Below are 12,112 nucleotides of genomic sequence, written 5' to 3'. Positions count from 1 at the left end.
TGAAAAGAAAGCTCCGCACTTGCCACTTAAGTAGGGAGGTACAATTATTTGTAGGATGGGTTAGCGGTAGCGTAACCCATGCGGGCGTTGGGTTTCATGCTTCAACCCAACCTACGTTCATCTTATATTTAATTCCACCCATCTACTTATATTATGGAACCCCAGAGAAACTACCTCAAGCAACAATTAAAGGAAGGAGCTATTATTAGAGCAGAAAGAAATTTAAATTTAGCACAAGATTGGTTTTCTCTAGAGGATTATTTATGGTAATAATGATTATTTTTAAAGTTAAAAAACTGCTCAAAAAATTTGTCTTTAGTCTCCAAGAGGAAGGATGGAAACCAGCACTCAAAAAGACGAAACGAAAAATTATTAAAATTCTCACAGGAAAGAGTTCCTCTGAATTTGAAGAACAGGTGATCGAAAGTGCTAAATTAGCTGAACCGCGACCCCTAGAAATTGCCAGTAGTGATGATCCTTTAGTCTCGATTATTATTCCTGTTTATAACCAATTTGCCTACACCTTTAACTGTCTCGAATCCTTGAGTGTTAACCTAAGTTCTGATTTAGCTTATGAAATAATCATTGTTAATGATGCTTCCAGCGATGAAACCTTAGAACAATTAGCAACTTTAGTTAAAGGAATTAAAGTATTAACTAATACAGAAAACTCTGGTTTTATTCGTTCCTGTAATTATGGGGCTAGTCAAGCAAAAGGTCAATACCTATATTTTCTCAATAACGATACTAGAATTCTGGAAAATTGTCTAGAAAGTTTAGTGAAATTAATTATCAATAATCCCCAAGTTGGTGCGGTGGGTTCCAAGTTAATTTATGCTAATGGTAAACAACAAGAAGCGGGGGGAATTATCTGGAATTCTGCCGATGGTTGGAATTATGGACGCTTAGATAGTCCCGAGGAACCGGAATATAATTATGTCCGTCCCGTGGACTATTGTTCGGGAGCAAGTTTATTAGTTCCTACAGATTTATTTAAGCAATTAGGTGGTTTTTGTCAAGACTTTATCCCCGCATATTACGAAGATACAGACTTATGTTTTGCCCTCCGAGAATTGGGTTATCAAGTCCTTTATCAACCCCAATCTAACGTCATTCACTACGAAGGAATCACCTCGGGAACAGACCTTTCTAGTGGGATCAAACAATATCAAGTTATTAATCAAACTAAGTTTCGAGAAAAATGGTCAAAGGTATTAACTAAACACCTAGATAACGATGCTAATAATGTACCCAAAGCTGCCCGACGTTTACAAGGAAAACCGACAATTTTAGTCATCGATTCCTATGTGCCACTATACGATCGAGAATCTGGCTGTGTGCGTTTATTAAATATTCTTAAGCTACTGCTCAATTTAGGCTATTCAGTGATTTTCTTTCCCGATAATGGCTATCCTGAACAACCCTATACTTCTGTACTGCAACAGCTGGGAATTGAAGTTATTTATGGCACAGCGCAAAGATATAATCTAGAAGAAAAATTAATCAAATATTTACCCCTGATCGATGGAGTTTGGTTGTGTCGTCCCGAATTGTGTGATAAGTATATGGATTTAATTCGCTTAAAAACAAAAGCACCAATTATTTATGATACAATTGACCTGCATTTTCTACGTTTAAAACGGCAAAAAGACTATCTCGATCCCAGTTACCAAAATACTAGCTGGAGTTGGCAAACCTATCAGAAATTAGAGTTAAACTATGCTAATCAAGCGGAAGCAACCGTAGTAGTAACCGAAGACGAAAAGCAGGTATTATCCTCTTTAGGAGTGAAAAATGTTTGGGTAATCCCCAATATCCATGAAGAAATTTCCCTGTCAGAAAAAGTTGCCTTTGACCAGCGATCGGGTTTAGTATTTATTGGTAGCTACAATCACCCTCCTAATATTGATGCCGTTAAGTGGTTATGTTTAGAAATTATGCCCTTAGTTTGGGCATCCCGTCCCGATATTACCGTTAATTTATTGGGAAGTAACCTCAAGGATGAAGTGAAAGAATTAGCCAATGATCAAGTGATTGTTACCGGTTATGTTCCCGAAGTGGAACCCTATTTCCAAAAGAGTCGGATTTTTGTCGCACCCCTGCGATTTGGTGCGGGAATGAAGGGTAAAATAGGTCAAAGTCTTTCCCTAGGATTACCGACTATTACCACAAAAATTGGTGCCGAAGGTATGGGATTAATTGACCACCAAGATGTTTTAATTGCCGATACTGCCGAGGAATTTGCCCAAGCGGTGATCGAACTCTATGATAATATGGAATTGTGGCAAAAACTCGCTGATAATTCCCTAGAAACTATTAAGAGATACCAACCCGCTACCGTGCAAACTAACCTACAAGCTTTGTTATCGAATCTAGGAATTGTTGCCAAGGATAGTTAACAAGAAAAAAGCTCATTTCTCCCACAGGTCTATTCTATGTCACCGCAACCAAATAAACTCTAGAATCCGCAATTTTGCAGAATTAAAAACCTATTGAGAGACATTACTGATTTGATAAACGCCAACTGTTTCTAGAAGTAATTCCTGACTATAATGCCATAGGTTGCCTCGAAAAAGTTGACAAGACAATCTTAAAAACTTGGCAATTAATGCCCGTTTATTTCTGACTAACGACTGAATTATCATTTTTACCTTTCCCCTTTTTCCTTGAAAAAATATGCCAACTTATCCTGATATCTCCAGTCAAGCTTTTAAACATCCCCTAGATCAGCAAGCTGAACAGGCCTTAAGATCAGTTCCGGGGTTTGATTTACTAGCGAAAAGTTTTTCCGAATATCTCTATGAACGTCCCCAGCAAATTTTATTAATGGGCAATGATCTCAAAGTCGGCCCGCGTCAATACGCCACTTTATACGGTATATATCGCCAATGTCTGCGGGATTTAGATATGTCCCCAGAACCGAATCTTTATGTCAGTCAAAACCCTTCAGCGAATGCCTATTCTTTAGGTTCGGAACATCCCTACATTGTCTTTAATACTGCCCTTTTAGACCTATTAGATGAAGAAGAAATTAGGGTAATTCTTGCCCACGAATTAGGTCATTTAAAATGCGATCATAGTATTTTAATTCAAATGTCTTTTTGGGTGATGGGGGCGGCTAATTTCCTTGGGGGCATCACCTTAGGACTAGGAAAAGCCATTACTACTGGTCTAGTTTATGCCTTTTATGAATGGCGCAGAAAAGCCGAATTATCCGCAGACAGAGCCGCTTTATTAGTTAGCGATGATTTAAATGTAGTCCTGAGAACTTTAATGAAATGTGCAGGAGGAAGTCAAAAATATCTGCATGAATGCAACTTAGAAGAATTTATTCGCCAAGGAGAAGCCTACCGACAATTAGACCAAGATAACTTAAACCAGATTTATAAATTTCTCATTTATAATGGCGGTAATGGTTCCTTTTTAACCCATCCTTTTTCCGTGGAAAGAGTGCATTATCTACAGGAATGGTTTAACTCGGAATCCTATCGTCAAATTCGCCGGGGAAACTATGCCAAAACAGGGGTAAAAAGCTCAATTAATATTGATGCTAATGATAGGGAAAGCGAAAGATTACAGCGACAAATAGCAGAACTACAAGCAGAAATTGAACGGGCAAAAAGACAAAGAAACCCTGAATAATCTATACGAAGGCAGGAGACAGGAGACAGGATTCAGGAGATTGCCTTTATTTATTCTCCCTTCTCCCCACACCCCACACCCCACACCCCACACCCCACACCCCACACCCTTTACTGATCACTGAAAATTCTCTTGTCTGTGTTTTGCCAATTTGGTGAGTACAATAGAGGTATCGGGAACCGAGAATGGCAATTCTCCCTACGATTATCCATACACACTTACCCCCACTCTCTCTTTTTTGTTCTACTGCCCATGCTCCAAGATACCCAATCCATTCGTTACTATCAAAGACTCACCGATGACATGGTGGATCTTTGGCACCGTGGCTCGCGTTTTGATGAGATCCGGCTATATGTAGAAGGCTATTTAGCCTGTTTACGCCATTCTAGTTCCATAGAACCCTATCTAATTCATCGTCTCGAAGAAGAAATATTTCGTTTTCTGCGAGATCCCTCTAATTTTGAATATCTCTCCCCCCAAACCCAAACCCAAACCGAAGCAGATTATGGCTATTATTAACCCCATCTCGGCTTAAGGGAATTTGGCCATCATTCCGCCCAAAAAATCGGATTGACTCGCGAGAATCGCCCCGGGATTAGACCTCTTGCATCGGGCAGAATTGAGGAGTTAGGAGTCGGGAGACAGGGCGATTTTTACCAGCGCTCTACCGAGCTTGACAGGAACGAGATTCGGTCATCTGTAGAACAATAGTATCGATCGCTTTCACTAGGGACTGTCCAGAAACCCGTTGATTATTAACGATAATGCTAAATAACATCGGTTCTTGGTGGGGGTTTTCTAGATAACCCGATAGGGCCCGCACACCGGTAAGAGTGCCGGTTTTAGCGTAAACTGTGCCAGTAGCGGCCGTCTGACGCATTCGGTTTCTCAGGGTGCCACTAATTCCCGCTACCGGTAAGGAAGCATAGAAAGTGTCTCGATTAGGAGAATAATACATCACCCGCAAAATTTCCACGATCGAGCGGGGAGTAGCGGTATTACGGCGGGATAATCCCGAACCATCGGCTAAACGAAAACCACTGGGATTGATGCCCAATTGTGCCAAGATGGCAGTAACATTTTTAGCACCGCCGATAAAGCGAAAAAGAGTGTCAGCGTAGAAATTATTACTTCTCTGATTAGTGATATTAACCCAATCGCGCAGGGATTTCTTCTGAATCGTCGTTTCCGGGTTCATCACTTGTAAAGCGGCAGCCGTGGTAAATAACTTTGTATTAGAAGCGGGGATAAAATAGCGATCAGCGTTATGACTATAAATAACTGTTTGGCGATCGATAGATTCGATTAATATACCCCACTGATTGGGAGCTTGACTAATAACTTTATCGATATTTGCCCCGATCGATTGAGTACAGGTATTATTGGTGTTATTGTTTTCTGGCGGGGGAACGTATAATTCTATGGATTCGTTCGACGAGGAAGGAGCGGGATAAACAGACAGATTAACTTGAGCGATGCTAGGATAGGCCAAGGCGATAGTGGCTACACTGGCCACTGTCAACGAATTGAGGCAATTGAGGAGTTGTTTCATGCTGTGTTTGTGTAAGAGTCTGGTTTCCGTAAGCGTTCGCCCTATTGTACCAGTTGCCGCTCAAGTGTCAAAGTTACCTTTCTAACAGATTTTAGCGGCTAATTCACACCCATGCCAGAGAAGAAAGCTGGCAATAGCCCAGAACTACACTGATACCTATTCTCAAGACCAGTTGGGATTTTTCTGGGTTCCAAAACCGGGCTATTTTGATACCGTTGACATTGCTGGTGACAATTTGGGGATAATAAAAGCAAAGTGTAGGAAGAGGGATATCCGACCCATGTATTCTGTCTCAGATGATTCCAAAACAATGACGAATACCAGCCGTCAAACTGTGCTAGAGACGTTAAACTTACAAAAAACTTATCGGACAGGATTCTGGTTAGATAAAAAAATCGAATCCTTGAAAAACTGTACTTTAATTGTCCATGAGGGCGAAACCTTTGGATTATTAGGCCCGAACGGGGCCGGCAAAACCACACTCTTAAAAACCCTTTTGGGGATTGTCCGACCCACTTCCGGACGGGCCTTGATTCTCGGTCAGCCAATTGGCGATCGCTCGGTCAGGCAACGCATCGGCTATCTTCCCGAAAATGCCTACTACTACGACTATCTCACCGGCTGGGAATTCCTGCAATTAATCGCCAGCATTTTTCAAATTCCCTCTTCTGTGCAGAAAAAACGCATTCCTGAATTATTGGATTTAGTGGGATTAGACCGCAAAACTGCCCAGAAAAAACAATTGCGTCAATATTCTAAGGGAATGATGCAACGGATCGGTATAGCCCAAGCATTAATCAATGATCCTGAATTAGTCTTTTTCGATGAACCGATGTCGGGACTAGACCCTATCGGTCGCTATCAGGTGCGGGAAATTATTCAATCCCTCAAACAACGGGGGAAAACCATCTTTTTTAACTCTCATATTCTCTCCGATGTGGAACAAATTTGCGATCGCATTGCCCTGTTGGCCCGGGGAGAATTACTCTGTGTTGGTTCCCTCGAGCAAATTCTCGGTCGTGCTGATGTCTATCAGGTGATTGTTCAAGGTGGTAGGGAGGATCAACTACAGCAATGGATACTCGGTTTGCATTGGCGCGATAATTGTTGGCAGGGACAATTACAGGGAGAACCCGCTGCTTTTCTGGCTGCCCTGCCTAGTATCGATGCTCGCTTGATTAGTCTGAATTTAGCTCGTGCTTCCCTAGAAGAATTTTTTATCGACCAATTACGTCAGCGCGGTATTACCTCTAGTCAATAAGCACTCTCAGAGCAAATCCGTTGAGTATAGGCTACATATTAGGACAGGCAAAAGGCAAAAGAGGGAATAGATAATCAGTTTTTAATAACTGGATTTAGTATTAATCTACAAGGGAAGTTGCCAAAAAGGAGACGAGCGTGCGACGGGGAAGACATAAAATTTTTATCGGCATGGCCCCGGGGGTCGGGAAAACTTACAAAATGCTGGAGGAGGGGCATAGCCTCAGAAAGCAGGGAACCGACGTGGTGATCGGACTGCTCGAAACCCACGGCCGGAAAGAGACCGCCGCAAAAGCCGAGGGGTTGGAAATCGTACCGAGAAAAATCCTAGAGAAAGAGGGATTTACTCTCTCGGAAATGGATACAGAAGCGATTATCGCCCGCTCGCCGCAGCTGTGTCTGATCGATGAATTAGCCCACACGAACGCGCCTGGTTCGGAGCGAGAGAAACGCTTTCAGGACGTGGAGATAATTTTATCCCGGGGAATCGATGTTTACTCGACAGTGAATATCCAGCATATCGAGAGTTTAAACGATTTGGTTGCCCGAATCACTGGGGTGGTGGTGCGGGAGCGAATACCCGATCGAATTTTGGAGGAAGCTGATGAAGTGATCGTGGTAGATGTTACCGCTGAAACCCTAGAGGAAAGATTATTAGCGGGAAAAATCTACGCTCCCGAAAAGATCCAACCATCTTTAAATAATTTCTTTCGACGGCGCAATTTAATCGCCCTCCGGGAACTCGCCCTGCGTGAAGTGGCCGATACAGTGGAAGAAGAAGCGAGTAATTCGACATTTATCGGTCAATTCTGTCCCGTTCACGAACGGGTATTAGTCTGTGTTTCCACCTATCCCAACTCTTTACGATTATTACGTCGAGGAGCGCGGATAGCGGGGTATATGAATGCGGAATTTTTCGTGATTTTCGTCGATAAACCCGATCGCTTTCTCACCAAAGAGGAGGCTTTACATATCGAAACCTGCGAACGTTTATGTCGGGACTTCGAGGGGAAATTCTTACGGGTTAAAAGCTATCAGGTGGCATCAGCGATCGCAGAAGTGGCCGAACAGGAACGAATCACCCAGATTGTGATCGGGGAGAGCCTTCAATCGCGCTGGAAGAATTTCATCAAAGGTTCTTTCACCCAAAAACTCATGCGTCTGATCTGGCAGAAAAATATCGATCTTCACATCATCGCCACCGAACCAAAAGTACCGATTAAAAACGCGCGGGCCAAGGGGGTGAAAAGGTGACTACCTGACTTGAAAGAGGTTGTGGGGTGTAGGGTGTGGGGTGTGGGGTGTGGGGTGTGGGGTGTAGGGTGTGGGGTGTGGGGTGTAGGGTGTAGGGTGTGGGGTGTGGGGAAGGAAACCTCGGAACTTTCTGCCACTTCCCCACTTCCCCTCTCAAATCAGCAACGCCCTCTGGGATGATATTCTAGGAGTTAATCTTTAATGCAAATCCGTTGTCACTTAAGGGAGTTAACTCATGCAGGTAAATAATCTCGGCTTTATCGCTAGTATCCTATTCGTCCTAGTCCCCACGGTTTTCCTCTTGATTCTGTTTATCCAAACCAGAGAGGAAACCGAGGGTTAAATTCCTTCCCTATCCCTATTTTTCCTAAAAACCCCGGTGATTTCTTGAAGTCATGCGGGGTTTTTTCGCTTCAATTAGGGGAAAATGCTAGTTTCGTCTCCAGTAAGCATTTCACGATTCCATAAGCAAAAATTATCACACAAAGCCGAGAAGAGCCTCGGATTTGGCGGATCTGAGTTTTTGTCCCTTTTGAGTTTCTCGATTTCTCGTTGATTGGCTTCCCGGTCAGCAACCACCCATAATTGTTTATCTTCATCCCACTTGGCTTCCGTGTATATTGCTTTTTCCCAAAAGCAGGCCGATTTAATTTGTTCTGGATTAAGACCCTCGGCTCCGTTGAGGAAGGCTCCGTTGAGGTTGGCTCCGTTGAGGTTGGCTTCTTCGAGGAAGGCTCCGATGAGGAAGGCTCCGTCGAGGTTGGCTCCGTTGAGGAAGGCTCCGTTGAGGTTGGCTCCGTTGAGGTTGGCTTCTTCGAGGAAGGCTCCGATGAGGTTGGCTCCCTTGAGGAAGGCTCCGTTGAGGTTGGCTCCGTTGAGGTTGGCTCCGATGAGGTTGGCTCCGATGAGGTTGGCTCCGTTGAGGTTGGCTCCGTTGAGGTTGGCTCCGTTGAGGAAGGCTCCGATGAGGTTGGCTCCGATGAGCTTGGCTCCGTCGAGGTTGGCTCGGTTGAGGTTGGCTCGGTTGAGGTTGGCTCCGTCGAGGTTGGCTTCTTCGAGGAAGGCTCCGTTGAGGTTGGCTCCGTCGAGGTTGGCTCGGTTGAGGTTGGCTCGGTTGAGGTTGGCTCCCCTCAAATTTGTCCGACTTAAATCAAGAATTTTAATTTTATTAGAGTCAGTTGTTTCAGCCAAATTATCCCCTTTACGCCGCCCGATTACCGTTAAAGCGGCCTGAACTGGAATACTCACGGAAGGGAGCTTTTCTGGGGTCTTCTCTCTTTCCTCTGCCTCTGGCTTCAGTTGTTGAATATTCGAGGGAATGGGGGAATTTTTACGAATGTAGGAAGTCAGCACTTCCATAATTGTCCATTGATCCTTGGGAGAATCTTTGGCAATTCGCTCTAGGGAATAAATGCCGCCAATTACCACCTCCTCTTTACCACTACCGATTTGCTCGACAGCTTTCGAGAAGCGCTCGGTAATCAGACGTTGCTGAGTCAGTTGCATTTCCGCTTGAGAATTGAAATAATTGACAATAAGCCCAATTCCTGCCAAAAGGGTAGCAATTAATCCCAGGGCAGAAATAATCGTTTTGACCACATCAATGGCAAAGGTGCGGCTGTCTTTGTCTTCACGGGCAAAAAGCCCCGGTATTTGCTGAAATAGCCAGAAGGGAAAGATTAGCAGTTTCCAAGCAACTCTGACAAGAGACTGGAGCGATAGCAACAATCTTTTAATTAGCCTTTTTCCCCCGCGATAGGGCATTTTTAGATTCCAAGCAAGAATCGCTCTGGGATGTTGGCTCAAATATTCTTTCGCTTGCTGCCAGTCATCTATCTCATTGCCTTCTTTACCCGATGCCAGCCGTTTTTGATAAAACTCGTAAGCCTTGATCTGGTGCAATTCTAAAGGAATTCGTGGTGATTTTTTCGGAACCATGCAGCGTTTTCCCCGCCAATAGATGGATTTTGCCAAGGGACTGAGGGACTGACAAAACTGTTTTCGAGACCGGTTGAAAAGAAGTAAGTAGGTAGGCGTTAAAAGTTGTCAGATGCCCCCCTTATTAAGGGGGGATTAAGGGGGGACTAAGGGGGGATCGGCACCCCCCTTATCAAGGGGGGCAGGGGGGATCGAACCTAAAATCCATTTTTAATTTAATTATAACCAGCTACTTACAATCCAACCATTAAAGTTTATCTGTTAATCGGGTAATCGGCTCTCTCGGATGCTGTGTAATCAACAGGATCGATCATCGAGATTGTCGGTATAGACTAGAGCCTAACGTCAACCTTTGATCAAGCTGTTGGGCTACAATCCAGCAAGGACAAGAGAGCCTGTTTACAGAACCGATTGATCGCTTTAAGTGGTGTACTCGGCGTTAATTTTGACGTAATCGTAACTAAGATCGCAACCCCAGGCCGTACCTGTTCCCGAACCGTTACCGATACAGATAGACATTAAAACGGTATCTTCTCGTAAATAAGCCCCGCTTGCTGCCGCTTTCAGGTAATTACTGGCACTAGCTCGATCGAACGCCAGAGGTTGACCATTTTCCATCATCACGAAGTCGCCTAACTTAATTTGTAGATCTTCTTGATGGAAGACTATCCCGGCCCGGCCCGCGGCCGCCGCAATTCGTCCCCAGTTGGGATCTCGACCGAAAACCGCCGATTTTACTAAGGAAGAACCGGCAATGGTGCGAGCAATCTGACGAGCGGACTGATCATCGGCCGCCCCCGAAACCCGCACTTCTATTAAACAGGTGGCTCCTTCCCCATCCCGGGCGATCGCTTTGGCCAGGTATTGACAAACTTCCGTTAACATGGCCTCTAACTTTTGGGCATCCCGGCCCATTTCTGTGATCGCCGTGGTGCGCGATTGACCGTTAGCCAAGGCGATCAGACTGTCATTGGTACTGGTGTCCCCATCCACCGTAATCTGATTAAAACTTTTATTAGCCGCCCGACTTAACATATTTTGCCAGAGAACCGTCGATACTGCAGCATCACAGGTAATAAAGGAGAGCATCGTCGCCATATTCGGGTGAATCATCCCCGATCCCTTGGCAATTCCCCCAATTGTGACCGGACGACCATCGATGGTGGTTTGCAAGGCGATCGATTTGGGGACTAGATCCGTGGTCATAATCGCCCGGGCCGTGCTTTCGCCGCCATTTTCCGACAATAAACCCGCTAAGGTCGGTAAAGCGGCGGTTAACGCATCCATGCGAATCCGTTGCCCGATCACTCCCGTAGATGCCAGCAAAATTGCATCGGCGGGAATCCCTAAAACTTGGCTCAAGGCGGCGGCACTATCGAGAGCATCTTGCCATCCAGCTTCCCCCGTGGCGGCGTTTGCTTGGCCGGCATTACACAAAATCGCCCTGGCGCTGGCTTTAGTTTGTAGGCGTTGACGGCAATAATCGACGCAAGCGGCCCGCACTTGACTGGTGGTAAAGACTCCGGCGGCGATCGCTTCTGTTTCCGAGACAATTAGGGCTAAATCGGGCAAACCGGACGGTTTTAGCCCCGCGGCCATCCCTGCGGATTTAAATCCTTTTGGGGCGGTGATCCCCCCCTCTATTTCCTGCCAATCGGCCATTTTCTCCCGTCTCCTACTCAAATTCGACGATCGATTATAGCAAGTAAAAAGCCAAAAAGTAGCAAAGGGTTTGACCGTTGCGGGTTGGGGAGAGGGGAGTGGGGAGCATAAATAAAAATAATCCAGGAGTCTCGGAGTCTCCCTTGTCCTGATTAAGCTGTCTCTTGGGCAGCGGCTAATTCTGCCAGTTTTTCCTGTTGATCCTTGGCGATACAGGATTGGATCACATCTTCGATATCGCCGTCTAAAATGCGATCGAGGGAAAAATTCTGATTTAAGCGATGATCGGTGAGACGATTATCCTTATAGTTATAGGTGCGAATTTTTTCCGAACGGGAACCAGTTCCCACCTGAGAGCGTCGCATGGAACTGACCGCTTCCTGTTGTTCCTGTAACTTCATATCGTACAGTTTCGCCCGGAGAATCTGCATAGCTCGTTCCCGGTTTTGCAATTGCGATCGCTCCTCGGTACAAAAAACTCGGATTCCCGTGGGTTTATGGATTAAATCGACGGCAGTTTCCACTTTATTGACATTTTGACCGCCTGCACCCCCGGATCTAGCCGTGGTTAACTCAATATCCTTGGGATCGATATGCACTTCCACATCGTCCACTTCTGGCATAATCGCCACGGTAGCGGTAGAAGTGTGGACGCGACCACTGGCTTCCGTCAGAGGAACCCGCTGCACCCGATGGACTCCCGCCTCAAATTTCAGCTTACTATAGACGTTATCGCCTTTAATCTCTAAAATTGCCTCTTTAAATCCTCCCATATCCGCCGGAGATTCACTCAAAAGGCTAACT

At 45.1% G+C, this 12,112-nt stretch carries 13 protein-coding genes; 7 read left to right on the top strand and 6 right to left on the bottom strand.

What is annotated here, in order from left to right; all coding sequences use genetic code 11:
* Positions 1 to 263: 263 nt before the first annotated feature.
* Positions 264 to 2,399, top strand: coding sequence for a glycosyltransferase (locus PX481_RS06120; RefSeq protein WP_288025453.1), 2,136 nt, complete (start codon positions 264 to 266; stop codon positions 2,397 to 2,399).
* Between the two features lie 90 nt (positions 2,400 to 2,489).
* Here the strand turns inward: PX481_RS06120 and PX481_RS06115 are convergent, their stop codons facing one another.
* Complete coding sequence (locus PX481_RS06115) at positions 2,490 to 2,645, bottom strand: hypothetical protein (RefSeq protein WP_012267676.1); 156 nt, start codon at positions 2,643 to 2,645, stop codon at positions 2,490 to 2,492.
* A gap of 31 nt (positions 2,646 to 2,676) precedes the next feature.
* Here PX481_RS06115 and PX481_RS06110 point away from each other — a divergent pair, with 31 nt between their 5' ends.
* The 3 genes from PX481_RS06110 to PX481_RS06100 all read left to right on the top strand — a co-directional run bounded on the left by PX481_RS06110 (position 2,677) and on the right by PX481_RS06100 (position 4,161).
* A complete protein-coding gene (locus PX481_RS06110; protein WP_288025452.1) occupies positions 2,677 to 3,642 on the top strand; it encodes a M48 family metallopeptidase in 966 nt (321 codons plus the stop codon).
* Positions 3,608 to 3,766, top strand: a complete 159-nt coding sequence (locus tag PX481_RS06105; protein ID WP_288093992.1) for a hypothetical protein — start codon at positions 3,608 to 3,610, stop codon at positions 3,764 to 3,766. The genes PX481_RS06110 and PX481_RS06105 overlap by 35 nt, the downstream gene beginning before the upstream one ends.
* Positions 3,767 to 3,894: 128 nt before the next feature.
* On the top strand, positions 3,895 to 4,161 hold the full coding sequence (locus PX481_RS06100; protein WP_002759637.1) for a DUF6761 family protein: 267 nt from the start codon (positions 3,895 to 3,897) through the stop codon (positions 4,159 to 4,161).
* Between the two features lie 145 nt (positions 4,162 to 4,306).
* Here the strand turns inward: PX481_RS06100 and dacB are convergent, their stop codons facing one another.
* Positions 4,307 to 5,194 carry a D-alanyl-D-alanine carboxypeptidase/D-alanyl-D-alanine endopeptidase gene (gene dacB, locus PX481_RS06095; protein WP_002759635.1) on the bottom strand — a complete coding sequence of 296 codons (888 nt, stop codon included), beginning with the start codon at positions 5,192 to 5,194 and terminating at the stop codon, positions 4,307 to 4,309.
* 280 nt (positions 5,195 to 5,474) lie between these two features.
* On the opposite strand from dacB, the gene PX481_RS06090 reads away from it, so the two are divergent.
* Both PX481_RS06090 and PX481_RS06085 read left to right on the top strand, forming a co-directional pair.
* On the top strand, positions 5,475 to 6,455 hold the full coding sequence (locus tag PX481_RS06090) for an ABC transporter ATP-binding protein (RefSeq protein WP_012267680.1): 981 nt from the start codon (positions 5,475 to 5,477) through the stop codon (positions 6,453 to 6,455).
* A 137-nt stretch (positions 6,456 to 6,592) separates the two neighbouring features.
* Entirely contained in the window at positions 6,593 to 7,708 is a 1,116-nt protein-coding gene (locus tag PX481_RS06085; protein WP_002759628.1) for a histidine kinase, read from the top strand.
* Here PX481_RS06085 and PX481_RS06080 read toward each other — a convergent pair.
* Positions 7,642 to 7,845: a hypothetical protein gene (locus PX481_RS06080; RefSeq protein WP_071825036.1), complete on the bottom strand. Its 204-nt coding sequence runs from the start codon at positions 7,843 to 7,845 to the stop codon at positions 7,642 to 7,644. The two genes, PX481_RS06085 and PX481_RS06080, sit on opposite strands and share 67 nt — an antisense overlap.
* A gap of 98 nt (positions 7,846 to 7,943) precedes the next feature.
* Between PX481_RS06080 and psbM the strand changes: the two genes are divergently transcribed.
* Positions 7,944 to 8,051, top strand: a complete 108-nt coding sequence (gene psbM, locus PX481_RS06075) for a photosystem II reaction center protein PsbM (RefSeq protein ID WP_002745897.1) — start codon at positions 7,944 to 7,946, stop codon at positions 8,049 to 8,051.
* A 74-nt stretch (positions 8,052 to 8,125) separates the two neighbouring features.
* Here psbM and PX481_RS06070 read toward each other — a convergent pair whose 3' ends face one another.
* The 3 genes from PX481_RS06070 to PX481_RS06060 all read right to left on the bottom strand — a co-directional run.
* On the bottom strand, positions 8,126 to 9,646 hold the full coding sequence (locus PX481_RS06070) for a pentapeptide repeat-containing protein (RefSeq protein ID WP_288093990.1): 1,521 nt from the start codon (positions 9,644 to 9,646) through the stop codon (positions 8,126 to 8,128).
* A 420-nt stretch (positions 9,647 to 10,066) separates the two neighbouring features.
* Positions 10,067 to 11,308: a bifunctional ornithine acetyltransferase/N-acetylglutamate synthase gene (argJ, locus tag PX481_RS06065; RefSeq protein ID WP_104396604.1), complete on the bottom strand. Its 1,242-nt coding sequence runs from the start codon at positions 11,306 to 11,308 to the stop codon at positions 10,067 to 10,069.
* Between the two features lie 152 nt (positions 11,309 to 11,460).
* Positions 11,461 to 12,112, bottom strand: a 652-nt coding sequence (locus tag PX481_RS06060) for a peptide chain release factor-like protein (protein WP_288093989.1), incomplete at its 5' end; no start/stop codon positions are given.

Source organism: Microcystis sp. M53603_WE2 (assembly GCF_030065435.1).
This window is presented reverse-complemented; position numbering and strand designations above follow the sequence as displayed.

Excerpts from the sequence above, each read along its gene's own strand:
- psbM (WP_002745897.1), top strand. The coding sequence starts at position 7,944 with ATGCAGGTAAATAATCTCGGCTTTATCGCTAGTATCCTATTCGTCCTA.
- PX481_RS06100 (WP_002759637.1), top strand. The coding sequence starts at position 3,895 with ATGCTCCAAGATACCCAATCCATTCGTTACTATCAAAGACTCACCGAT.
- argJ (WP_104396604.1), bottom strand. The coding sequence starts at position 11,308 with ATGGCCGATTGGCAGGAAATAGAGGGGGGGATCACCGCCCCAAAAGGA.
- PX481_RS06110 (WP_288025452.1), top strand. The coding sequence starts at position 2,677 with ATGCCAACTTATCCTGATATCTCCAGTCAAGCTTTTAAACATCCCCTA.
- PX481_RS06070 (WP_288093990.1), bottom strand. The coding sequence starts at position 9,646 with ATGGTTCCGAAAAAATCACCACGAATTCCTTTAGAATTGCACCAGATC.
- PX481_RS06120 (WP_288025453.1), top strand. The coding sequence starts at position 264 with ATGGTAATAATGATTATTTTTAAAGTTAAAAAACTGCTCAAAAAATTT.
- dacB (WP_002759635.1), bottom strand. The coding sequence starts at position 5,194 with ATGAAACAACTCCTCAATTGCCTCAATTCGTTGACAGTGGCCAGTGTA.
- PX481_RS06115 (WP_012267676.1), bottom strand. The coding sequence starts at position 2,645 with ATGATAATTCAGTCGTTAGTCAGAAATAAACGGGCATTAATTGCCAAG.
- PX481_RS06090 (WP_012267680.1), top strand. The coding sequence starts at position 5,475 with ATGTATTCTGTCTCAGATGATTCCAAAACAATGACGAATACCAGCCGT.